This is a genomic window from Burkholderia alba (genome assembly GCF_034721475.1).
GTDB lineage: Bacteria > Pseudomonadota > Gammaproteobacteria > Burkholderiales > Burkholderiaceae > Burkholderia > Burkholderia alba.
Map to the genome: position 1 here is coordinate 179,402 of NZ_JAWJWL010000013.1, position 22,443 is coordinate 201,844.

Genomic DNA, 22,443 nt, shown 5'->3' on the forward strand with positions numbered 1-22,443 from the left:
GTGTCGTATGGCGTGGCCGTTGGATGCCGAGTCGGGAGCGTCAATTTAGCCACTCGGTGAGCGCGGAGGGTACTCACGCGACATGGCGAGATCAGTCGATTTGCAGGGAGGGTGCAATCCTGCGCGCCAACGCAGCGCCTCATCGCTGCACCGGATCGGCCCGGTGCTTGACTATCCATCGAGCAATTCTCAATGGGTACTCGGTTGATCGGGAAAGGAGCGGGGACATGCGTTGCCGGGATTCTCTCGAAGATCATCCAGGCGAGCAACAAAGAAAAAGCCCGCATGGCTTTACACCATGCGGGCCTTGATTCCTGGTCGGGGCGAGAGGATTTGAACCTCCGACCACCTGCACCCCATGCAGGTACGCTACCAGGCTGCGCTACGCCCCGAAAGCGTTAAAGTATAACAGACAGTTAGTCTGATTAGAACGGGTGAGAAGCAAATTCTCTCGCGATGCGTGTGCGACGCGGATTCGCCGTCGCGCTCCCTCATCGTTTGCGTTGCGACCGCGTCTAGAACGCATAGTAAGGCCCGGGTCCCGCGGGGGTCTGCTGAGATTCGATCGCGGTGTAGATGGTGCGTCCGAAAAAGAATGGCAAGCCAAGGTCGACCACGTTGCCGAGTGGGCCCGCCAGATCGTTGAAGGCGTTGTTGGTCGTGGCGAACAGCGTTTGCGCATTGGCAACCTGGAAACTGGTCGTGGTGGTCGACGATCCGCTGGCGCCGCTCAGCGTCACGCCGAACGTCTGGATGTTGACCGGGCAATACCATGCGTTGCACTGAGTCAGCGAAGAGTCCGAAAAGAATATCCCGTTCGAGCCGCTGTCGATGAACGTGCGGGGATTGCTCGTCGCATTGATCACGCTGGTGATGTAGCCCGACGTCGTCGTTGCGGTCAGGACGGTCGCCGCTCCCAGTCCGTTGTTCAACTGCGTGCCGATGCCGAAGGTCAGCGAACCGGGCACGGATGCGGAGCCTGTCGACGGGATCGACGGCAGCGTGATGGCGGTGCCGTTGTTGTCGGCTGCGAACGCAACGACGGGATTGGTGACCTGCTGCGCGATCGGCTGGGTGCTGTTGGTGCAACTGCCGCTCGACGTGCAGGTGTAGTACCAGCTGGGCAATGCGCTCGACGCACACCCCGCGCCGCAGTCGGTCTGGAACGGACCGATGCCGAGGATGCCGTTCGCGCGCAGCGTGCCCTGCGTCTGCATCGCTCCGCCGGCTTGCGCGCAGTCGTTCGGTGTGTCCGGCGTGCTCGGGTCGCCGATGACCTGTATCGGTACGTTCGACGCGACTTCGCCCGCGAGTTTCACGTCGGCGCTGCGCACGGCGCCCCATGTGTACCCGGTGCCGAATACGGCACACGCCCCGGTCACGGAGCCGCTGGCCGACGCGACAACGGGCAGCGACAGACTCTGCACTGCGGATGCGAGCAGCCGTAATCCTTGGGAGCCGGTGTCCACCTGCACGTTGTCGATGGTTTGGCATTGGGTGGTATTCGGCACGCAAACGGTGACGCTGACCAGCAGCATGTTCTGGACATTGGCGACACCCGGCGACACGGAGACCGACTGCACGTTCGATGTGGTGGAGGGCGTAGTGCCCGTTCCGCCCGATCCGGACGACGATGAGCCGCCTCCGCCGTCGCCGCCGCCGCACCCTGCGAGGAACACCGCCAGCGCGGCGATGAACTGGATTCTGAAGGTCATGTCCGCCTCCTCATTGCAGGTCGTCGATCGAGACGCCGGGCGGCAAGGCAGCCGGCATCCAGGCGCGGCCGGTATAGCCGCGCATCCGTCCTCCGGCTTCGACGACGAAGCCCGGTTGTACGACGCGTCCTCCGTGCAGTCCGGCATTCTCGTGCGCGGTCGCGACGCCGGCCTGATAGTCGCTGAAATGGGTGCCGAGCAGCTGGCGCAAATCGGGAGACGTCGGTCCGCTCCAGGTGTAGGCGAAGATCTGTCCCGTGCTCGATGCGTACTCGTTGATCGTCGTGCCGCCCGCGTCGATATAGGTGCGCCTGACGGCGGCGCCATTGAATAGCGAGGTCGTGGTCTGGGCGAATGCGCGGGCGGACGACGGGGCGGATGCCGTGCCGCCGAGCTGGGCGCATGCGGGGCCGGCGACCATGGCGCCGGTCAGAGCGAGCGTCGCGAGGCGCAACGCAATGGCGATCGGTCTTTTCATCTGTCGGATCTCCCTGGGTCCGTTGGTGTGGCGGACGCTCTTTAAAGATAGCGAGCCGCCTGGAAAACGGGCCGTGAAATTGCGCCGCCGGGGCTCCTCGTTATCCCTGAAGCGATCGGCGGGAAGCGCGTAAATGAACCGGATAAACAACGAGTTGCGCCGGTTGCCGGCATGTCCTTCCGTTTCGACGGAAAGTGGAGATTTGTGAAAGGCGAGCGCCGGGTTGCGTTGCTGACGTTTCGATGGGAGCAGGATCACCGCGATCCGCGCAAATACGCGTGCCGTGCGAGCGGCATTCGTCCATACTCGAGGCCGCCATGGCGCTCGCGTATACCCGGCCGCTGAACCCATATCGGGTTCCGGTTGCCTGCTTTTTGCACAGTCCGTCGCCAGGCCGGTAAAATGCAAGGTTGATCCACGGAAAAGTCGCCGTGCCCTAGTGGAAGGATTCCCAGAACATGACTGATCTTCGTCTTACCCAGCGGTTCGCAGCACTGCTTGCAACCGGCGCGTTCCTTGCCGGCTGCAGTTCGCCTTCGCCTACAAAAGTAGATTACAAGAGCGATTCCCGATCGAAGGAGGTGTCGCTCGCGGTTCCGCCCAACATGCTCGACGAGACGGCTGATCAGCGCTCGCTGCCCCCGCAGGGCGGCGCGACCTCCCTGTCGGCTTTGCAGCAGGTTCGTCAGGAGGCGCCGCCGACCGATTCGGTTGTGCCGACGGTGTCCGGCATGCACATCCAGCGCGAAGGTACCGAAAGCTGGCTCGTCATCGACGACAAAGCGCCCGCACAGGTGTGGCCGCAAGTACGGCGCTTCTGGCAGGAACAGGGCTTCCTGCTCGTGGTCGATCAGCGCGATCGCGGCGTGATGGAAACCGACTGGAACGAAACCCACCCGCAGATCAACGAAGGTCTGATCCGCAACGTGATCACGAAGGCGATGGGCAACTCGTACGTGACGGCGGAGCGCAACAAGTACCGCACGCGGCTCGATACCGCACCGAACGGCGGCACGTATGTCTTCATCAGCCAGAAGGGCATGCGCGAGGCGCTGACCGGCCCGAACAACGATTCGAGCAAGTGGGAGCCGAAGCCGAACGATCCGGGCCTCGAAACCGAATACCTGAAGCGCCTGATGGCCGTGCTGGTGCAGAACGACGCGCGGACCAAGGCGGGCGGTGCGCCGATCGCCGACGATCAGGCGCCGGCAAGCGGCGCGAAGGTCGCGGCAGCCGGCAAAGGCAAGGATGCCGCTGCGGCGGTCGCCGCGCAGAACGTTGCACGTTCGTCGGCAGCCGTGCAGGGGCCGAACGATACGGCGGGCGTCGTGCCCGACGCTCCGCCCGAAGTGACGCTTGGCGAGCCGTATGACCGTTCGTGGCTGCGCGTCGGTCTGGCGCTCGACCGTGCGAATTTCACGGTCGACGATCGTGATCGTACGAAGGGGATGTATTACGTCCGCTACGTCGATCCGAAGGATCTGAGCGCAGACGAGCAGGGTTTCTGGAGCCAACTGTTCCATGGCAAGAAGGAAAAGAAGGCGAAGCAATTCCAGGTCAACGTGAAAGCGTTGACACAGGATCAGACCCGTATCGCTGTGGTCGACGACAGCGGCGCAGTGGATACATCGCCGCCGGCGCGGCAAATCATGTCGCTGCTCGTCAATCAGTTGCGCTGACGTCAGTTCAGTACCGACAGCGCGCATCGTGTCGTGAAGAAACCCGCCTTTCGGCGGGTTTTTTTATGGGCATCCACTGGGCGTCGCCGGGCTTGGCGGATATGTCCCTGGGGGGCGACGTTACGTAACGTCACGACGTAACGGGGCAGGAAAACGACGGGTTTCCAGCGATCTATTTTTGGAATTTTGTTTTTAATCAATGGTTTGTGGATTATTTCTCGCCTGGCATGAAATCTGCTGCTTCTCTCCGTCAGTAGAGCAATCAGGGAGGAGTCGTGCGATATCGCGAGGCCGGGCCTCGCTGACCTCCATGCAAGAAGGTATCGACGATTCAGGTGCCGCCGGAAAACGGCCGGGCGCCGTTACTGATGATGGTCTGCGCGATTGCGCGGACCTCGTTGGCCCCGTCGCCTATCCTCGTAGGGCGACGGTTTTGCCCGCGCTTCTCGTGAAGCGCGGGCTATTTTTTTTGTTGCGGATGGAATCGTCCCGGGCGCTCGTTTCAGCGGATTCGCGTATGCTGACCCTTTTGTTCAGAGGAGTCGAATATGTCCGAGGTTGCCGTGGTGGCGCTGATTGTCGCGAAGCCGGGGGCGGAAGCTCAGTTGCTGGCGCAACTCGAGGGAATCGTCGGGCCGACGCGCAAGGAAGCGGGTGCATTGCAGTACGATCTGCACCGCGACATCGCCGAGCCGCGTCGTTTCATTTTCGTCGAACGCTGGGAAAGCGAAGCCGCGCTGGCGGCGCATGCACAGTCGGCGCATATCCAGGCCTATAAGCAGGCTGCTGCAGACTGGATCGAAAGCGCGGAAATTCGCGTTGCCGCAAAGATTGCGTAACGCTGCCGGAGTCTGCATGGCGGGGGTGCCCGAGATGCAGACTCCGGGGTTTTAGTGCGTCGTATCGGGGACGTCGAGAATCAGGATGATGGTCCAGTCGGCATCGCCGTCATGGTGATATTGCCGTTCCGCCACGATGAACGGCTGTTGCTTGCCTTGGGGGCCGAGAAACAGCACGTCGCCCTCCATCGGCAGGCATTCGATCGGCGGCAGCGCGAGGAACGCATCTTCTGAGCCGCGCGGCATCAATTGCTTGATCTTACGGGTGGCGGCTTCGGTCCATTCGATATCGAGTTGAATGTTGCTCATTCTGTCCTCCGCACCGGGGTGCGCACGGGTTGGCAAAGTTGGGTGCGCGACTTTAGCACAAGGCGTTGCGCGGCCATGCCGACGGACCAACGAAAAAGCCGAATCCGGCCACCCGGATTCGGCTTTTTCGCCTGTGCAGCGAAGCGCGCTTTACTGGCTGGCGGCGTCGGCCGGAGCAGCCTTTGCTTTCTTGGCGGCCTTGTGTGTCTTCTTGGCGTGATGCTTGGCTTCGTTGTGCATCGGCTTGGCTTCGGCAGCGGCTTGTGCGGCAGCTTGCTGCTGCTGGATAGCCTGAGCACGTTGCTCGATTTCGGCGATTTTCGCGGGATCGGTGATCGTCGTGATCGTCGTGCTTTCTTGAGCATAGGCCGCGCCAGCCAGAGCCGACATCGAGACCAGGATAGCCAGGGACATTTTCTTCATTGCTCTACCTCCGCTAAGTGGTGATGGACCCGAGTGTTGCCGATTTGTCTGGCGACTGCAATCGAGTGGGTCGAGTTTAACAAAAGTGACGGATCAATGCATTCGAATGCGGGCGGGCGCGGCGCCGCGTTGAACGGGCGCAACAGTGGCGCGGCGCAGTCATCGTGTTGCCACGCGATGTGACGGCATGGTCACATCGCGTGCGAATCGAGAGCAACGTCAAAGCTTGGGAGTGCGGACGATCGCCGATCGTCCGCACTCAGAACCAGCCCAGTCTGCTGTACAGGTGAAATTGTGCCACGCCAACGATCTCATGTAGTGCGAGTTCCGCGTTCCACAGATTCACCGGACGCGGCAGCCAGCCGAGTTTCGCTTCGCGGCGGTTGGCGTAGACCGGTTGCGGCGCGATGCCGAAGTGCGCGAAGTCAAGCAGGGCGCGTCGCATCTGGTAAGACGATGTGACAAGAATCCAGGCGTCGTAATGCCGAGAGCGTAGTATAGGAGATGTGAGCTTGGCGTTTTCGTAGGTCGTCCGGCTGCGGTTCTCGAGAATCAGGTCTTGGCGGGCGACGCCGCGGGCGAGCAGGTAGCGGGCATAGGTGTCGGCTTCGGTGGCGCCGTGACGCTGCGGATCGCCTCCGGACATGATCACGGTGCAGTCGACGGCGGTATGCCGGCACTCCGCGTACAGTTCCGCGATCCGTGCAATGCGGGCAAGGCCGTCGGGTGGCGGCACGATGGCGCCCTCATGGCGATAGGTGCCTGCGCCAATCAGGATCAGCGCCGTATGTCCTGTCATGGCCGGCTGATCTACTGGCTGCACGCCGGATTGCGAAAGCGCGATGAGCGGCGCGGTCAGCCAGCCCGACGCGAGCAGCCAGAAGGCCGCGACACCGATGATCGCGATCGCGCGGCGGCGTTTGCGCCAGAGCACGAAGGCAACGAAGAGCAGCACAAATGAATTGAACAGAATCAATTTGATTGGGGTAAGGTATCTTTTTAGAGACAGTTTACGATCCGGCCCTTAGTCCGTGTGAACAGCATGTGGCAGCGCGGGTCGGAAGAGGAATGAGCAGAGGGATTATAAGAAGCCCTCTTCAGCTGCGTAGCGGCGTCGGCGGGCGGAGACCCTGGCCGGCGAGGCCGCCGTGCAATTTCACTGCACTTTAAGAAAGAATCGAGATGGCCACGTATTCCAACGAAGCAGTGCTCGACGCACTTAGGCGAGTGCAGTACCGTCAGGTTCCGTGGGCTAGGCGCCCGGGTGTTTTCGAATATCTCCGCACCTTGGGCCTGATGGATACGGTCCGGCAGAAAACCGTCGCGCCGGCCCCGGGGTTTCATGCCCCGGTCGATATCGCCGTGTTGACGGATAACGGCCGGGCCGAATTTACCCGCCTCGAGCGGGATGAAAAATCGCCCGGCTGGATCGATCGTCGGATGGACGATTACGTGCTGAGCGACGCGAGCGCCGTGTCGATACTCGAAAGCCGCTTGTAGCAGCCCGCTGCGTGGTTTCGAGCCGCAAAAAAAGCCCGTATCACTAGGATACGGGCGGTACCGGGTACATTGCTGCTGCCACGCTGTGCTCATGGCAAAGATGTGACCCTGCTCGGGCTGCGCAGTTCCCGCTTCATCTCTTCTTTTCTACAATTCTTCAGTGCCGATTCAGGTTGTCTTGCGACCGGAGCGGTTCGCCGCGTGTGCGTGCGTTACTGGCGATGTCGCCGCGCAGGTCGCCACGTGGCGCGATCGGCTTGAGGGGCTGCGGCGGGGATGGAGGGGCGACATGCGCCGTTTCCTGCTGGCTGCGGGGCCGCTTTGCGTGCGGCTGGTCGGCGTGCGAGAGCGGCGCGGCAAATACCGATGAAACGACAATGCCGCATATCGCAAGCAGTGACATTGGTTTCATGGCTGGGGCTCCCTTCAAGCCGTCGAGGCGGCTTGTTCGTATACCGCTAAGGTAAGCGGCGGAGCAGGGTGGCGCTGTAAAGAATAGTAAATAGATGTATCGCCTGCGGCCATGAGTGCAGGACGATCGGCCGTGCGATGGAATGCCGAACCCCAGAAGCGACACTGGGCGGCATCAGCCGCCCAGAACTGGGATTTACGCCATTTTGACCGGGGCGCGCCAGGATTCCGGATTGGTCCAGAAGGCGCCGCGCAACCGGTCCCGGCTGGGGGGCGCAGGCGGCTTGACCGCGCTTGCGCCGATGCGTCCGCGCAACGAAATCTGGCGGCCGCTCGTGCCAAGGCGTTTGACCACTTCGGCGAGCGTGCCGTCGGCCTGCCATTCGTCGAAGCGTCGACGGCAGGTCGGCGGCGACGGATAGCGACCGGGCAGCTTCGACCAGCCTTCGCCCGTCGACAGCACCCAAAGAACGGCGTTCACCACCGAGCGCGCTTCCACGCGGGGACGACCGCGGCGCTCACTGCGTGCAGGCTCCGAGCAGAACAACCCCTCGACCAGCGCCCATTCGTTATCTCTCAAATCGTCGAACAGCATCATGTCCTCACCTCAGCGAAGCTAACTCCGGTGCGCTGCCCTGCGCCGCGCACTCTTCAAGCACCCGAACCCACGAGTGCCGGGTGGGGGCGTCGGGCCTGTCGCGCAGCGATTGCTGTGCTGGGCCCACGACCCTGTGCGCCAGCTAATGCACGAAGCGTGCCACGTCTGTGACTACCACCCCAAAAGCCGCTTGGCAGCGGGCTAACGGCTGCGTCAGCTAGGGGCGTATAAGACGCCAAAATGACTATCGAGCAAATAAGGACAATCACCAATCTTGTGCAATCCGGCCCGTGCTGCGTGCGTCCTTCGCGCTGTTGCACCGCAGCGAAACATCGGCGGCGCGTGGGCGTAGGACGCAATAGAATTGCGCATTGATGGATCGGATTGATGAGGTAATGCAATGAATATCACCCTGCGGCAACTGCGGGTGTTTATCGAGGTCGCGCGGCTGCGCAGCTTCAGCCGGGCGGGCGATGAGATCGGCCTGACTCAGTCCGCGGTCAGCCGCTGTGTGCGCGAACTGGAGGGCGAGATCGGACTCAAGCTGATCGATCGCACGACCCGCGACGTGCAGTTGACCGACGTCGGGTCGAATCTGATTGCGAGCGTGTCTCGGCTGCTGGCCGATCTCGACGACACGCTGCGCGAGATTCGTGAAATCGGCGAGCAGCGGCGCGGCCGTGTGATCGTTGCGGCGAGCCCGACGATCGCCTGCCGGCTGATGCCGCGTGTCGTGGCGGCTTGCGAGCGGCAGTTTCCGTTCGTCGCGCTCGGATTGCGCGACGACGTGCAGAGCGACGTGCTGCAGAAAGTGAAGTCCGGCGAGGTGGATTTCGGGGTGGTGATTGGGCCCCTGACGGTCAGCGACCTCGTATACGAGCCGTTGATGACCGATTCGTTTTGCCTGGTCGCCCGGTCGGATCATCCGCTTGCGGCGCGCGACAGCGTGCCGTGGACGGCGCTCGACGGCGAGCGGCTCGTGCTGCTCGACTATGCGTCGGGGAGCCGGCCGTTGATCGATGCGGCGTTGTCGACTTATCGCGTGTCAGCTCCGGTCATGCAGGAGTTGGGCCATTCCGCAACGGTGTTCGGGCTGGTTGAGGCCGGGGTTGGCGTCAGCGTGTTGCCCTGGCTCTCTCTACCTTTGCCGGCGGGGTCGTCGCTGGTGGCGCGCCCGTTGACGCCGCGCACGGAGCGGACCGTCGAACTGGTGCGGCGGCGTGATCGCTCGTTGTCGCCGGCGGCGGAGGCGATCTGGGGGTTGGTCAAGGAGATGCCGTCACGGGCCGAGGATCTGGACTGAGGCACGACGGACTGCGTAGCCTGGGATCGGATGTCTCAGGGAGCGCAAGACGCGATCCGTGAAGGCGTTTCGGGGTCAGGCGGCCCCGCTTCGTGGGGCGAACAGTCGTTGCTGGCGTTGCGGCTCGGCCGGTGCTGGGGTTGGGCCCGAGCCTCGCGTCGGCGGCCGCTCTCGGGGTCCAAGCAGGATCGCAGGCGGCCGTGCGGTCTCGCCGCCCCTTGCGGTGCGGGGCGGCGACACGCCCGTCCGGTGCGATTGCCGCGTAAAGTGCGGCGTGGTTCGGGCGTGGGGCGACGTCAGCCGGGCGGCGGCGGTGAGCGCCGGGCCGAAAAGCCGCGTGCGATATGTCTTTTGCCGCACTTTCTTGATCTTTACGCACCGCGCGATTTTGCGTAAGATGGCGTTCAGTCACGCGATTCCGTCACGGGTTCGCGCTGTTCCGTCCGGTTTGGGTTAGGCTTGAAGGTAGTCGATTCGCCACCCCCGGTTCGTGCTCCCATCAATATGACCGATCAGAATCGGGCGAGCGCGTCTTCAGTTCCTATCGTCTGTTTTTATTGATCCGGTTCGTTTGACCACAGGGTCTGGCCTAGCTGCATGAATACCCAAGAGGCGAAGATCGTCCTTGAGACTGCTTTGATCTGCGCGCAGGAACCGCTGAAGCTGGGCGATTTGCGCAAGCTCTTTGCCGACAGTGTGTCGGCAGACACAGTCCGAACATTGCTCGAAGATCTGAAACAGGAGTGGTCCGGCCGTGGTGTGGAGCTCGTCGGGCTCGCATCGGGATGGCGCTTCCAGAGCAAACCCGCCATGCGGAGCTACCTCGATCGCCTGCATCCGGAGAAGCCGCCGAAATATTCGCGCGCGGTGCTGGAAACGCTTGCGATCATTGCCTACCGTCAGCCAGTGACGCGCGGCGATATCGAGGAAATTCGCGGTGTGACCGTGAACACGCAGGTCGTGAAGCAACTGGAGGATCGCGGCTGGATCGAAGTGATCGGCCATCGCGACGTGCCGGGGCGCCCGGCGCTGTATGCGACCACCAAACAGTTTCTCGACGATCTCGGGCTGAAGGCGCTGGACGACCTGCCGGCGCTTGAAGAGCCGGCGGCGCATCTCGAAGCCAGCCTGCTTGCTCAGCAGGCAATCGATTTTGCGGACGTCGCGGTAGCCGACGGAGTGGAACTGGCCGGTGATGGCGCTGCTGCGGCCGAACTTCCGGCGCCCGGCGACGATGCCGCGGCCGATCTGGCGAGCGGGGATGCGTCCGACGCGCATGCCGAAGCGGCGGACTCCGACATGGCCGGAGGGACGGCGGTCCCGGCAAATGAAGATACAAACCCTGTCGTTCCGGCGGAAGCACGCCACGAAGCGGCAGCGGACGTAGCAAACCGCGAGCCGGAAGCCGATGCGGCGACCGGGCAGGCGGCGGAGGAAGACCACGGCGCGAGCGACGGCATCCAGCATGACGCCGAGCCGGTCCGGGCGCAGCCGGAGACGTTGGAAGACACACCTGACAGTCTTGCCGAAGCTGTGCGCACCGCGAGCGAAGCGACCCCCGCAAGCGAGCTGCCGGACGAAGCAGAACCTGCGCAGCGCCGCGCCTGAAGCGGCGAACCCATGCCGCGCCCGCGACGGGCGCGAGACCTGACACTTTGAGGTTGTTTTGACACATACCCACGACACTGATTCGTCTGAATCCGCGCATGCCGTTCAGGCGCCGCGTGCCGACGACGCGCCCGAGCAGCAGGCTCAGGACGCCGGCGGCGACGAACGCCCGCGCCGCGGTCTGCGCCGCGGTCCTCGCAGCCTGATTGCGCGCCGCCGGGCGGCCGCCAAATCGAAAACGACCGACGGTGCGGAAGGCCCCGAGGCGCCGGAAGCCGGCGTCGATGCCGAGCAACCCGCGCGGGCGCCGCGCAAGGACGGCGCGGCGAAGTCGCCGCGCAAGCCGGCTGCCGGCAAGCGGGAAAATGCTGCGCGCCAGGGCGCGACACAAGCAAAAGGCCGGCGAGCCGCTCCGGCCGCCGCGGACGTATCGGACGAGGCGAGTCAGGATGACCTGTTTGCCTATGTGACGTCCCCTGCGTTCGATGCCGACAACACATCGGGCGGTAGCGGCGTGCGCGCACCGATGCTGCGGCGCGGGCGCCAGGCGCAGCCGGCCAGCAAGCGCGTGCTGTCGCCGGACGACGATGCGCCGAAGTTGCACAAGGTCTTGGCGGAAGCGGGCATGGGCTCGCGCCGCGATATGGAAGAGCTGATCATTGCCGGCCGGGTGTCGGTGAACGGCGAGCCGGCCCATATCGGCCAGCGCATCATGCCGACCGACCAGGTCCGGATCAACGGCAAGCCGGTCAAGCGCAAGCTCCCGAACAAGCCGCCGCGCGTGCTGATCTATCACAAGCCGACCGGCGAGATCGTCAGTCATGCCGATCCGGAGGGGCGCCCGTCGGTGTTCGACCGGTTGCCGCCGATGAAGACGGCGAAGTGGCTCGCGGTCGGCCGGCTCGACTTCAACACCGAGGGTCTGCTGATGCTGACGACCTCGGGCGACCTGGCCAACCGCTTCATGCATCCGCGCTATAGCGTCGAGCGCGAGTATGCGGTTCGGGTGGTGGGCGAGTTGGCGGAAGGGATGCGTCAAAAGCTCCTGCACGGTGTGGAACTGGAAGACGGTCCGGCTAATTTCCTGCGGATTCGCGACGGCGGCGGCGAGGGGACCAATCACTGGTACCACGTGGCGCTTGCCGAGGGGCGTAACCGCGAGGTGCGCCGGATGTTCGAGGCAGCCGGCCTGATGGTGAGCCGGCTGATCCGGACGCGTCATGGTCCGATCGACTTGCCGCGCGGCCTGAAGCGTGGCCGCTGGGAGGAGCTCGAAGAGGCGGAAGTCCGCCGCCTGCTGGCGACGGTAGGCCTCAAGGCGCCGACCGAAGAGAAGGGCAAGCGCGGCAGCAGCGCGGGCCAGGCGGAGCGTCGCCAGCCCGATCCGATGCAGACTTCGATGGGCTTTCTCAATCGCGAGCCGGTCTTGACGACCCATGGTCAACTTGATCAGCCGCGTCGCGGCGGGCGTCGCGGGGCGGCCGGCGGCGGTTTCGGGATGGGCGGAATGGGCGGTTATGCCGGCCAGCCGGGGAATTCGGGCGGCGGCTACGGCAACCGGTCGGGCAACGGCGGCGGCTACGGCGGCAATCGATCGGGTGGCGGTCGTGGCGATGTGGACGGCAATCGCGCGTCTTATGGCGGTGCGAACGGCAACAAGCGTGGCGCCGCCGGCAAGCCCGGGGCAGGCAAGGGCGGTCGCAATCCCAACGGGAATCGCGGGGATGGCAATACGGCGGGCGGTGGCGCGCGCGGCGGCCAGCGGCCGCAGCAGCCGCGCAACAGGTCGCGTGGCCGCTGAAGCGCCGGCCCTGATCTTCGCCGCGAGCGGCCGCGCACGGCGAAGATCCCCCGGGAGCCGCGTTCGTGGCTGGTTTCGCGGGGTGGTGCTTTGCGTTTTGGCTAAAAAACGCTATAATCGCGGAGTCGCTGGTCGTGCGGATTTTTGATGTGCGGCTCAGGTGCGACCACCGGTAAGAAGATGGGCATTAGCCCATTTTTTTTTGCTGAAACGGTTAGGCATCTCGGGTAGCGCTTCCTGCGCCAGCTAAGGCGCGCGTCTGCGGGTGAATCGCGAACGGCGGGCGCGAACACCTGAGAGGACACTGTGCAACTGACGGAACTGATAGAAACCACGGTCACCGGGCTCGGTTACGAGCTGGTCGATCTTGAGCGAACCGGGCGCGGCATGCTCTGCGTCTATATCGATCAGCCTGCCGGCATCGCGATCGACGATTGCGAGAAGGTCACGCGTCAGCTCCAGCACGTATTGACGGTCGAAAACATCGATTACGAACGGCTCGAAGTCTCGTCCCCGGGGCTCGACCGCCCGTTGAAAAAGCTGGCTGATTTCGAACGTTTCGCCGGTAGCGAAATCGTCATCACCCTGAAAAAGCCGCTGGATGGGCGCAAGACCTACCGGGGCATTCTGCATGCGCCGAACGGCGAAACGATCGGTTTGGAATTTGAGAGGAAGAAGGGCGAGGCGGCTATGCTGGATTTCACGCTGGCCGATATCGACAAAGCCCGCCTGATTCCGCACGTTGACTTTAGGAGCCGCAAACAATGAGTCGCGAAGTGTTGATGTTGGTGGATGCGCTGGCGCGCGAGAAGAACGTCGACAAGGATGTGGTGATGGGTGCCCTCGAAGCGGCGCTTGCATCGGCATCCAAGAAGCTGTTCGACGAAGGCGCCGAGATCCGCGTACATATCGATCGCGAAAGCGGTGAGCATGAAACGTTCCGGCGCTGGCTCGTCGTGCCCGATGAGGCCGGCCTGCAGGAACCGGATCGCGAGATCCTGCTGTTCGAAGCGCGCGAAGAGAAATCCGACGTCGAAGTAGGCGACTACATCGAGCAGTCGGTGCCGTCGATCGAGTTCGGCCGGATCGGCGCCCAGGCAGCCAAGCAGGTGATCCTGCAGAAGGTGCGCGACGCGGAACGCGAGCAGATCCTGAACGATTACCTCGAGCGCGGCGAAAAGATCATGACCGGCACGGTCAAGCGTCTCGACAAGGGCAACTTCATCGTCGAATCGGGCCGCGTCGAAGCGCTGCTGCGCCGCGACCAGCTGATTCCGAAGGAAAACCTGCGAGTCGGCGATCGCGTGCGCGCGTACATCGCGAAGGTCGATCGCACCGCGCGCGGTCCGCAGATCGAACTGTCGCGCACCGCGCCCGAGTTCCTGATGAAGCTGTTCGAAATGGAAGTGCCTGAAATCGAACAGGGTCTTCTGGAAATCAAGGCGGCGGCGCGGGATCCGGGCGTGCGCGCAAAGATCGGCGTGATCGCGTACGACAAGCGTATCGATCCGATCGGCACCTGCGTCGGTATTCGCGGCTCGCGCGTGCAGGCGGTGCGCAATGAGCTCGGTGGCGAAAACATCGACATCGTGCTATGGTCGGAAGATCCCGCCCAATTCGTGATCGGCGCGCTCGCGCCGGCGGCGGTCCAATCGATCGTCGTCGACGAAGAAAAACACTCGATGGATGTCGTCGTCGACGAAAACGAGCTCGCTGTCGCGATTGGCCGCAGCGGTCAGAACGTTCGCCTTGCCAGCGAACTGACCGGCTGGCAGATCAACATCATGACGCCGGACGAATCCGCGCTGAAACAGAACGAGGAGCGTGATACGTTGCGCGGCCTGTTCATGGCGCGTCTCGACGTCGACGAGGAAGTCGCTGACATCCTGATCGACGAAGGCTTTACGAGCCTCGAAGAGATCGCTTACGTGCCGCTGAACGAAATGCTCGAGATCGAGGCATTCGACGAAGACACCGTTCACGAGTTGCGCAACCGTGCACGCGATGCGTTGCTCACGATGGCGATCGCGAACGAAGAGAAAGTCGAAAACGCAGCGCTCGATCTGAAAAGTCTCGACGGCATGACGCCCGAACTGCTCGCGAAGCTGGCCGAGCACGGTGTGCAGACGCGCGACGATCTCGCCGAGCTGGCCGTGGATGAACTGGTCGAGATGACCGGGATGGAAGAGGATGCCGCTAAGGCGTTGATCATGAAAGCACGTGAACACTGGTTCCAGTGAGAAATGACCATGGCGCACTGATTTGAGGCGGCCGGAAGGCCTGACCCGATGCTAACAGCAAGGAATCGGTCCTTGCACTAAGAGGAATGAATGGCGAGTAACAACGTAGCCCAATTTGCCGCGGAACTGAAAATGCCTGCTGGTGTGCTGCTCGAACAGCTGCAGGCAGCGGGCGTCCAGAAAGCGAGCGAAGACGATGCGCTGTCCGAGACGGACAAGGCGCGTCTGCTCGATCATTTGCGTAAATCGCACGGCGCGACCGATGGCGATAAGCGCAAGATCACGCTGACCCGCCGGCACACGTCGGAGATCAAGCAGGCCGACGCGACGGGCAAGGCTCGCACCATTCAGGTCGAGGTGCGCAAGAAGCGCACGTTCGTCAAGCGCGACGACGTGAGCGAGACCGGTGCGGAGCACGATCAGGATCAGGATGCGGAAACCGATGCGGAGCTGAAGCGCCGCGAGGAAGAAGCGCGTCGCGAAGCAGAGCTGCTCGAGAAGCAGGCGCAGGAATTGCGCGAGCGGCAGGAGCGCCTCGAGCGTGAAGAGGCCGAACGCCGTGCGCGCGAGGAAGCGGCGGAAGCCGAGCGTCGCCGTGCGGAAGAGGAAGCGGCGGCGAAGCGCGCCGCCGAGCAGGCGCAAGCCGCTCAGCAGGCCACCGTGGCCAAGCAGGAAGAACCGGTTCAGGCTCCGGCGCCGGTCGTACCCGCTGCTGTTGCGCAGGACGAAGAACGCGCCGCCGCCGCCGAGCGTGCCGCGCAGCGCGAAGCGGCCAAGAAGGCCGAAGATGCGGCTCGCGAGGCTGCCGACAAGGCGCGCGCAGAGCAGGAAGAAATTCGCAAGCGCCGCGAAGCCGCCGAGGCGGAAGCGCGCGCCATTCGCGAAATGATGAATACGCCGCGCAAGGCGCAGGTGAAGGCGCCCGAGCCGCCGAAGCCGGTCGAACCGCCGGCGGCGGCGAAGGCCGCCGAGGCGAAGGGTACGCTGCACAAGCCGGCCAAGCCCGCTGGCGAAGGCGCGGCGCGTCCGGCAGTGAAGAAGCCGGCGAGTGCGGCTACGCCGTCCACCACGGCGGCGCCGGGCGCGGGCGACCGCAAGAAGCCGGGCGGCGGCAAGGGCGGCTGGCAGGACGACGCAGCGAAGCGCCGCGGCATCAAGACGCGCGGCGATTCGAGCGGCGGCGTCGACCGCGGTTGGCGCGGCGGCCCGAAGGGGCGCGGCAAGCATCAGGACAGCGCGTCGTCGTTCCAGGCGCCGACCGAACCGATCGTGCGAGAAGTGCACGTGCCGGAGACCATCTCGGTCGCCGATCTGGCGCACAAGATGTCGGTGAAGGCGTCGGAAGTCATCAAGGTGATGATGAAGCTTGGCCAGATGGTTACCATCAACCAGGTGCTCGATCAGGAAACGGCGATGATCATCGTCGAGGAACTGGGTCACCGTGCGGTCGCCGCGAAGCTGGACGATCCGGAAGCGTTGCTCGTCGAAGGCGAGACCACCAGCGATGCGGAGCAACTGCCGCGTCCGCCGGTCGTGACGGTGATGGGCCACGTCGACCACGGCAAGACCTCGCTGCTCGATTACATCCGCCGCGCGAAGGTTGCGGCGGGCGAAGCCGGCGGCATTACGCAGCACATCGGCGCTTACCACGTCGAGACGCCGCGCGGTGTCGTGACGTTCCTCGATACGCCGGGTCACGAGGCCTTTACGGCGATGCGTGCCCGTGGCGCGAAAGCGACGGACATCGTGGTGCTGGTGGTGGCGGCCGACGACGGCGTGATGCCGCAGACGAAGGAAGCGATCGCTCACGCGAAAGCGGGCGGCGTGCCGATCGTCGTGGCGATCAACAAGATCGACAAGCAGGACGCCAATCTGGATCGCGTGAAGCAGGAACTGGTCGCGGAAGGCGTGGTGCCGGAAGAATACGGCGGCGATTCGCCGTTCGTGCCGGTATCGGCGAAGACGGGCGTGGGCATCGACGATCTGCTCGAAAACGTGCTACTGCAGGCCGAAGTGCTGGAATTGAAGGCCCCGGTCGAAGCCGCTGCGAAGGGTATCGTGATCGAAGCCAAGCTCGACAAGGGCAAGGGGCCGGTCGCAACGATCCTCGTGCAGTCGGGTACGCTGAATCGCGGCGACGTGGTGCTCGCGGGTACGGCGTACGGCCGGGTCCGTGCGATGCTGGACGAAAACGGCAAGCCGACGAAGGAAGCCGGCCCGTCGATCCCGGTGGAAATCCAGGGGTTGTCGGAAGTGCCGGGCGCGGGCGAAGAAGTGATCGTGATGCCGGACGAACGCAAGGCGCGCGAAATCGCCCTGTTCCGTCAGGGCAAGTTCCGCGACGTGAAGCTGGCGAAGCAGCAGGCCGCGAAGCTCGAAAGCATGCTCGAGCAGATGGGCGAAGGCGAAGTGCAAAACCTGCCGCTCATTATCAAGGCCGACGTGCAAGGCTCGCAGGAAGCGCTTGTCCAGTCGCTGCTCAAGTTGTCGACGAACGAAGTACGCGTACAGATCGTGCACAGCGCGGTGGGCGGCATCAGCGAGAACGACGTCAATCTGGCGACGGCTTCGAAGGCAGTCATCATCGGCTTCAACACACGGGCCGATGCACAGGCGCGCAAGCTGGCCGAAGCGAACGGCATCGATATCCGCTACTACAACATCATCTACGACGCAGTGGATGAGGTGAAGGCGGCGATGTCGGGCATGCTCGCACCGGAGAAGCGCGAGGTCGTGACGGGCATGGTCGAGGTGCGCCAGGTGTTCAAGGTGCCGAAGATTGGCGCGGTGGCGGGCTGTATGGTCACGGATGGCGTGGTCAAGCGTTCTTCGTCGGTGCGCGTGCTGCGCAACAACGTGGTGATCTTCACCGGCGAACTCGATTCGCTCAAGCGCTTCAAGGACGACGTGAAGGAAGTGAAGCAAGGCTTCGAATGCGGTATGTCGGTCAAGAACTTCAACGATATCGTTGAAGGCGACCAGTTCGAAGTGTTCGAGGTCACGGAAGTCGCGCGTACCCTGTAAAGCAGGCGGACAGGCTCATGGGCGGGGCAGGCTTGGGCCTGTCCCGCCCATTTTCATGGCAGCGTCGCCGACGCGGCGCCCGAGCCTCTGCCCGCAGAACCGAATGACGGATTGATCATGTCGAAAAAACGCAGTTCTCCCAATCGCAATGTGCAGATCGCGGATCAGATCCAGCGCGATCTGTCCGAGCTCATCATGCGCGAGGTCAAGGATCCCCGCATCGGGATCGTGACGATCCAGAGCGTCGAGCTGACGCCCGATTACGCGCACGCGAAAATCTATTTCACGGCCCTTACGGGCAACCCGGTGGATACGCAGGAGGCGCTCAACCATGCGTCGGGCCACCTGCACAACCTGCTGTTCAAACGCCTGCACATCCATACGGTGCCGACGCTGCATTTCCATTACGACCAGACGATCGAGAAGGCCGTTGCAATGTCGCGCTTGATCGAAGAAGCGAATTCGACGCGCGCGAAAGACGACTGAGCGCCGCCCCACGATCTATGACGACTGTTCCGCAACGCCCGCGCGTACCGCGTCGCGTGCTAGACGGCGTGCTGCTGCTCGACAAGCCCGTCGGACTGTCCAGCAACGACGCACTGATTCGCGCGAAACGCCTGTACCAGGCGAAGAAGGCCGGCCATACCGGCACGCTCGATCCGCTCGCGTCCGGGCTCTTGCCGTTGTGTTTCGGCGAAGCCACCAAGTTTTCCCAGGATTTGCTCGAGGCAGACAAGACCTATGAGGCGACGATGCGTCTCGGCGCGCGTACGACGACGGGCGATGCCGAAGGCGAAGTGATCGAGACGCACGACGTGCGGTGCGATCAGGCGGCGATCGAGACGGCGATGGCACGGTTTGTTGGCGAGATCGTCCAGGTGCCGCCAATGTATTCGGCGCTCAAGCGTGACGGCAAGCCGTTGTACGAGTACGCGCGAGCCGGCCTGACTGTCGAGCGCGAAGGGCGCACCGTGACGATCCACGGGCTCGAACTGATCGCGTGCAGCCTGCCCGACGCGACATTCCGCGTTACCTGCAGCAAGGGCACCTATGTCCGCACGCTGGCTGAGGATATCGGCGCGGCGCTCGGCTGCGGCGCGCACCTTGTCGCGCTGCGGCGTACCGGTGTCGGTGCGCTGACGCTCGAGCATGCGGTGACGCTCGATGCGTTGTCGGATGCCGCCGACGGCGAACGCGACGCGTGGCTGCAGCCGGTCGATGCGCTGCTGTCGACGTTTCCGCGAGTCACGCTCGACGACGCACTGACCAAGCGCTTCCTGCACGGTCAGCGCTTGAAATTGTCCGAACTCACGGGTCTGCAGGCGACCGAGGGCGAGCGGGTAAGGGTCTACGACGTGGACGACCGGCTGCTGGGCGTGGCGAGAGCGGCAGCCGGCGTACTGGCGCCGGAGCGGCTCGTCGTTACCGGGGGGTAGGGTCGGGCGAGGCGCTGCGGTCGCCGTATCTGTGGATAAAAAAACGCCCAGCCGATGGCTGGGCGTTTTTGCGTCGGGTTCGAGGCGCGGGGGTCAGTGCGCGGCCGATGCCGCCGCGCTCGAATCCCCGCTGCCGGCGCGTTCGGGCTTCGTGATCCAGATCAATCCGATCAGCAGGACGAAGATCGCCGCCGAGATGTAGAACAGATCGTTCACGCCCAGCTGCGCCGCCTGCTGGGTTGCCATGTTGTTGATCAGGCCGTGCGCCTGCTGCTCGGTCAGGCCGAGGTGGCCCATCTGCGTGACAGCCTGATTGAACGTCGGGTTGTAGACGTTCGCCTGCTCGACCAACTGGGCATGGTGGAAGTTGTTGCGATGATCCCAGGCGGTCTGGAAGATCGACGTCCCGATGCCGCCGCACATGATCCGCACGAAGTTCGACAGCCCCGACGCGGCCGGAATCCGGTGTGCGGGCAGGCCCGACAGCGTGATCGACACGAGCGGGATGAAGAATCCGGCCATCGCGATACCCTGCACCAGAGTCGGCAGCGTCAGCGACCATTCGTCGACGCCCGTCGTGTAGCGCGAGCGCATCCAGAAGCAGATCGCGAAGGTCAGAAACGACGCGGTCGCAATGTAGCGGGGATCGGTGCGCGGCAGGATTTTCCCGGTCAGCGGCGACAACAGGATCGCGAACAGCCCGACCGGCGCCATCACCAGGCCTGCATCGGTGGCGGTGTAGCCGATCTGGGTTTGCAGCCATAGCGGCAGCAGCACGAGATTGCCGAAGTACAGGCCGTAACCGACCGACAGCGCAATCGTGCCGCCGGAGAAGTTGCGGGTCTTGAACAGCGACAGGTCGACAACCGGGTGTTCGGCGGTCAATTCCCAGACGACGAAGAACGCGAATGCGATGACGGCGGTCAGTGCCAGCACCACGATGGTCGTCGACGAGAACCAGTCGAGATCCTTGCCCTTGTCCAGCATGATCTGCAGCGATCCGACCCAGATCACCAGGAGCGCGAGCCCGACGCCGTCGATCGGCGCCTTGCGGATCGACGATTCGCGGCTGCGGTAGATCATCCACGTCACCGCTGCGGCGGCAATGCCGACCGGGATGTTGACGTAGAAGATCCACGGCCACGAATAGTTGTCCGAGATCCAGCCGCCGAGAATCGGGCCGGCGACCGGCGCGATCAGCGTCGTCATCGCCCAGAGTGCGAGCGCCATCGGTGCTTTTGCGCGTGGATAGCTCGACAGCAACAGCGCCTGCGACAGCGGGATCATCGGGCCGGCCACCGCGCCTTGCAGCACGCGCGATGCGAGCAGGAACGGCAAGGTGGGTGCCAGACCGCACAACCACGACGAGATCACGAACAGGATGATCGACGCGAGGAACAGGCGGACCTGGCCGATCCGGTCGGTGAGCCAGCCGGTCAGCGGTACCGAAATCGCATTCGCGACCGCGAACGACGTGATCACCCAGGTGCCCTGATCGGCCGACACGCCGAGGTCGCCCGAAATCGTCGGGATCGCGACGTTCGCGATCGACGTGTCGAGCACGTTCATGAACACGGCGAGCGACACCGCGATCGTGCCGAGCACGAGTTGTCCGCCCTGCAGCGGCTGATGAGAGGCTTGAGGCTGTGCCATGTTGTCTTCTGTAGGGCGTGTGCGCGGCTTACATCAGCTTCGATACGCTGCCCGTCTTCGCCGGGGCGGCGTTCGCGGCGGAGCCGCCCGTGTTCGCGGCGATGATGCGGGCGATCTCGGCATCGGCTTCGTCGCCGTACTTCGCGAATACATCGGTCTCGTAGACGGTGTTCTGCACGTTGCCGAGTTGGTTGCCGCTCTCGTCCTTGATATCGACGTCGACCTGCATCGACAGGCCGATGCGCAGCGGATGCTTCTCAAGCTGCTTCGGATCGAGTTCGACTCGCACCGGCAGACGCTGCACCACCTTGATCCAGTTGCCGGTGGCGTTCTGCGCCGGCAGCAGCGAGAACGCCGAACCCGTGCCGGCGGAGAAGCCGATCACCTTGCCTTGATACTTGACCGACGAACCGTAGATGTCGGCGGTCAGCTCGACCGGCTGGCCGATGCGCATGTGATTGAGCTGCACTTCCTTGAAGTTGGCATCGACCCACACGGCATTGAGCGGCACCACCGACATCAGCGGCGTGCCCGGCGAGACGCGCTGGCCGACCTGCACCGAACGCTTTGCGACGTAGCCCGTGACCGGCGCGGGCAGCGTGTTGCGCGCGTTGTTCAGATAGGCGTCGCGGACCTTGGCCGCGGCCGCGAGCACGTTCGGATGATCGGAGATCGTCGTGTTGGAGGTCAGCGCGCGGTTCGACGCGAGCTGTTGCTGTGCGCTGTCGAGCGACGCTTGCGCGGCCTTCACCGCGTCGCGTGCATGGGAGATTTCCTCCTGCGATACCGCGCCCGTCTGTGCGACCGCCAGCCGGCGGCGCAGATCGTCCTGCGACTTCGACAGATCGGACTGGCGCAGCGCGACTTGCGCGCGATACTGATCGTCGTTGGCGAACAGGCCTCGCACTTGGCGCACCGTCTGCGCGAGGTTGGCTTCCGCCTGTTGCAGCGCGACCTGCGAGTCGGCCGGATCGAGCACGACGAGCGGATCGCCGGCCTTGACCGTCTGCGTGTCGTCGGCCTTCACGGCAATCACGGTGCCCGTGACCTGCGGCGTGATTTGCACGACGTTGCCGTTTACGTACGCATCGTCGGTCGTTTCATGGAAGCGCGCGACGAGGAAGTAGTAGAGGCCGTAGGCGATCGCCGCGATCACGATTACCAGGATCAGCAGCGTCATCATGCGCTTGCGCTTGCCGTTGGATTGCGGCGGGGCGCTGGCGGCGTTTTGTTGAGGGTCGCTCATGGCGAGTTTCTCCGTCGTTATTGCGTTTGGTCTAGGTAATGAATCGGGCGCTCAGTTCGACGCCTGCGGGCTGGCCGCGGCCCGAGCCGTCTGCGGCGCGGCCAGCCGCGTGCCGGTGGCGTCGAAACCGCCGCCCAGCGCCTTGATCAGGCCGATCTGCAGATCCCGCCGGCGCATCTT

The 22,443-nt window shown here is 63.9% G+C and carries 19 protein-coding genes, 1 tRNA gene and 1 pseudogene; 11 read left to right on the forward strand and 10 right to left on the reverse strand.

The window, feature by feature from the left end:
- Positions 1–315: 315 nt before the first annotated feature.
- The 3 genes from RZR99_RS16940 to RZR99_RS16950 form a co-directional block, all read right to left on the reverse strand.
- A tRNA-Pro gene (locus RZR99_RS16940) sits at positions 316–392 on the reverse strand.
- Positions 393–515: 123 nt separating this feature from the next.
- Positions 516–1,715, reverse strand: coding sequence for a DUF3443 domain-containing protein (locus tag RZR99_RS16945; protein WP_323120918.1), 1,200 nt, complete (start codon positions 1,713–1,715; stop codon positions 516–518).
- A 10-nt stretch (positions 1,716–1,725) separates the two neighbouring features.
- Positions 1,726–2,193 carry a DUF2844 domain-containing protein gene (locus RZR99_RS16950; protein WP_323120947.1) on the reverse strand — a complete coding sequence of 156 codons (468 nt, stop codon included), beginning with the start codon at positions 2,191–2,193 and terminating at the stop codon, positions 1,726–1,728.
- A gap of 458 nt (positions 2,194–2,651) precedes the next feature.
- On the opposite strand from RZR99_RS16950, the gene bamC reads away from it, so the two are divergent.
- Together bamC and RZR99_RS16960 are read left to right on the forward strand one after the other, a co-directional pair.
- Positions 2,652–3,872: an outer membrane protein assembly factor BamC gene (gene bamC, locus RZR99_RS16955; RefSeq protein ID WP_323120919.1), complete on the forward strand. Its 1,221-nt coding sequence runs from the start codon at positions 2,652–2,654 to the stop codon at positions 3,870–3,872.
- A 548-nt stretch (positions 3,873–4,420) separates the two neighbouring features.
- Complete coding sequence (locus RZR99_RS16960) at positions 4,421–4,711, forward strand: putative quinol monooxygenase (protein WP_323120920.1); 291 nt, start codon at positions 4,421–4,423, stop codon at positions 4,709–4,711.
- Between the two features lie 51 nt (positions 4,712–4,762).
- Here RZR99_RS16960 and RZR99_RS16965 read toward each other — a convergent pair whose 3' ends face one another.
- From RZR99_RS16965 to RZR99_RS16975, 3 genes are all read right to left on the reverse strand, one after another.
- Positions 4,763–5,020: a DNA-binding protein gene (locus RZR99_RS16965; protein WP_323120921.1), complete on the reverse strand. Its 258-nt coding sequence runs from the start codon at positions 5,018–5,020 to the stop codon at positions 4,763–4,765.
- A gap of 150 nt (positions 5,021–5,170) precedes the next feature.
- Positions 5,171–5,443: a hypothetical protein gene (locus tag RZR99_RS16970; RefSeq protein ID WP_323120922.1), complete on the reverse strand. Its 273-nt coding sequence runs from the start codon at positions 5,441–5,443 to the stop codon at positions 5,171–5,173.
- A gap of 259 nt (positions 5,444–5,702) precedes the next feature.
- Positions 5,703–6,419, reverse strand: a complete 717-nt coding sequence (locus tag RZR99_RS16975; protein WP_323120923.1) for a YdcF family protein — start codon at positions 6,417–6,419, stop codon at positions 5,703–5,705.
- 206 nt (positions 6,420–6,625) lie between these two features.
- Between RZR99_RS16975 and RZR99_RS16980 the strand changes: the two genes are divergently transcribed.
- Entirely contained in the window at positions 6,626–6,943 is a 318-nt protein-coding gene (locus tag RZR99_RS16980; protein WP_323120924.1) for a hypothetical protein, read from the forward strand.
- Positions 6,944–7,100: 157 nt separating this feature from the next.
- On the opposite strand, the gene RZR99_RS16985 is transcribed toward RZR99_RS16980, so the two are convergent.
- Complete coding sequence (locus RZR99_RS16985; RefSeq protein ID WP_323120925.1) at positions 7,101–7,355, reverse strand: hypothetical protein; 255 nt, start codon at positions 7,353–7,355, stop codon at positions 7,101–7,103.
- 198 nt (positions 7,356–7,553) lie between these two features.
- Positions 7,554–7,949 (reverse strand): annotated as a pseudogene (locus tag RZR99_RS16990) (transposase); the annotation flags it as partial.
- A 403-nt stretch (positions 7,950–8,352) separates the two neighbouring features.
- Here RZR99_RS16990 and RZR99_RS16995 point away from each other — a divergent pair.
- The 8 genes from RZR99_RS16995 (at position 8,353) to truB (ending at position 19,364) form a co-directional block, all read left to right on the forward strand.
- On the forward strand, positions 8,353–9,255 hold the full coding sequence (locus RZR99_RS16995; RefSeq protein WP_323120926.1) for a LysR family transcriptional regulator: 903 nt from the start codon (positions 8,353–8,355) through the stop codon (positions 9,253–9,255).
- 597 nt (positions 9,256–9,852) lie between these two features.
- Positions 9,853–10,863, forward strand: coding sequence for an SMC-Scp complex subunit ScpB (gene scpB / locus RZR99_RS17000; RefSeq protein WP_323120927.1), 1,011 nt, complete (start codon positions 9,853–9,855; stop codon positions 10,861–10,863).
- A 58-nt stretch (positions 10,864–10,921) separates the two neighbouring features.
- Positions 10,922–12,664 carry a 23S rRNA pseudouridine(2605) synthase RluB gene (gene rluB, locus RZR99_RS17005; protein ID WP_323120928.1) on the forward strand — a complete coding sequence of 581 codons (1,743 nt, stop codon included), beginning with the start codon at positions 10,922–10,924 and terminating at the stop codon, positions 12,662–12,664.
- Positions 12,665–12,970: 306 nt separating this feature from the next.
- The gene (rimP, locus tag RZR99_RS17010; protein ID WP_323120929.1) at positions 12,971–13,432 is read left to right on the forward strand and encodes a ribosome maturation factor RimP; all 462 of its coding nucleotides are present in this window, start codon (positions 12,971–12,973) and stop codon (positions 13,430–13,432) included.
- Entirely contained in the window at positions 13,429–14,904 is a 1,476-nt protein-coding gene (nusA, locus tag RZR99_RS17015; RefSeq protein WP_323120930.1) for a transcription termination factor NusA, read from the forward strand. Before rimP ends, nusA begins: the two co-directional genes overlap by 4 nt.
- A gap of 90 nt (positions 14,905–14,994) precedes the next feature.
- Complete coding sequence (gene infB / locus RZR99_RS17020) at positions 14,995–17,928, forward strand: translation initiation factor IF-2 (RefSeq protein WP_323120931.1); 2,934 nt, start codon at positions 14,995–14,997, stop codon at positions 17,926–17,928.
- A gap of 117 nt (positions 17,929–18,045) precedes the next feature.
- Entirely contained in the window at positions 18,046–18,414 is a 369-nt protein-coding gene (gene rbfA, locus RZR99_RS17025) for a 30S ribosome-binding factor RbfA (protein WP_323120932.1), read from the forward strand.
- 17 nt (positions 18,415–18,431) lie between these two features.
- The gene (gene truB / locus RZR99_RS17030) at positions 18,432–19,364 is read left to right on the forward strand and encodes a tRNA pseudouridine(55) synthase TruB (protein ID WP_323120933.1); all 933 of its coding nucleotides are present in this window, start codon (positions 18,432–18,434) and stop codon (positions 19,362–19,364) included.
- A 93-nt stretch (positions 19,365–19,457) separates the two neighbouring features.
- On the opposite strand, the gene RZR99_RS17035 is transcribed toward truB, so the two are convergent.
- Together RZR99_RS17035 and RZR99_RS17040 are read right to left on the reverse strand one after the other, a co-directional pair.
- On the reverse strand, positions 19,458–21,017 hold the full coding sequence (locus RZR99_RS17035; RefSeq protein WP_323120934.1) for a DHA2 family efflux MFS transporter permease subunit: 1,560 nt from the start codon (positions 21,015–21,017) through the stop codon (positions 19,458–19,460).
- A gap of 28 nt (positions 21,018–21,045) precedes the next feature.
- Positions 21,046–22,263, reverse strand: a complete 1,218-nt coding sequence (locus RZR99_RS17040; RefSeq protein ID WP_323120935.1) for an HlyD family secretion protein — start codon at positions 22,261–22,263, stop codon at positions 21,046–21,048.
- Positions 22,264–22,443: the final 180 nt, after the last annotated feature.

Coding starts and splice junctions, on each gene's coding strand:
- RZR99_RS17035 (WP_323120934.1), bottom strand. CDS start 21,017: ATGGCACAGCCTCAAGCCTCTCATCAGCCGCTGCAGGGCGGACAACTC.
- RZR99_RS16960 (WP_323120920.1), top strand. CDS start 4,421: ATGTCCGAGGTTGCCGTGGTGGCGCTGATTGTCGCGAAGCCGGGGGCG.
- rbfA (WP_323120932.1), top strand. CDS start 18,046: ATGTCGAAAAAACGCAGTTCTCCCAATCGCAATGTGCAGATCGCGGAT.
- RZR99_RS16950 (WP_323120947.1), bottom strand. CDS start 2,193: ATGAAAAGACCGATCGCCATTGCGTTGCGCCTCGCGACGCTCGCTCTG.
- RZR99_RS16970 (WP_323120922.1), bottom strand. CDS start 5,443: ATGAAGAAAATGTCCCTGGCTATCCTGGTCTCGATGTCGGCTCTGGCT.
- RZR99_RS16995 (WP_323120926.1), top strand. CDS start 8,353: ATGAATATCACCCTGCGGCAACTGCGGGTGTTTATCGAGGTCGCGCGG.
- RZR99_RS16980 (WP_323120924.1), top strand. CDS start 6,626: ATGGCCACGTATTCCAACGAAGCAGTGCTCGACGCACTTAGGCGAGTG.
- nusA (WP_323120930.1), top strand. CDS start 13,429: ATGAGTCGCGAAGTGTTGATGTTGGTGGATGCGCTGGCGCGCGAGAAG.
- RZR99_RS16945 (WP_323120918.1), bottom strand. CDS start 1,715: ATGACCTTCAGAATCCAGTTCATCGCCGCGCTGGCGGTGTTCCTCGCA.
- RZR99_RS17040 (WP_323120935.1), bottom strand. CDS start 22,263: ATGAGCGACCCTCAACAAAACGCCGCCAGCGCCCCGCCGCAATCCAAC.
- infB (WP_323120931.1), top strand. CDS start 14,995: ATGGCGAGTAACAACGTAGCCCAATTTGCCGCGGAACTGAAAATGCCT.
- scpB (WP_323120927.1), top strand. CDS start 9,853: ATGAATACCCAAGAGGCGAAGATCGTCCTTGAGACTGCTTTGATCTGC.
- bamC (WP_323120919.1), top strand. CDS start 2,652: ATGACTGATCTTCGTCTTACCCAGCGGTTCGCAGCACTGCTTGCAACC.
- RZR99_RS16965 (WP_323120921.1), bottom strand. CDS start 5,020: ATGAGCAACATTCAACTCGATATCGAATGGACCGAAGCCGCCACCCGT.
- RZR99_RS16985 (WP_323120925.1), bottom strand. CDS start 7,355: ATGAAACCAATGTCACTGCTTGCGATATGCGGCATTGTCGTTTCATCG.
- truB (WP_323120933.1), top strand. CDS start 18,432: ATGACGACTGTTCCGCAACGCCCGCGCGTACCGCGTCGCGTGCTAGAC.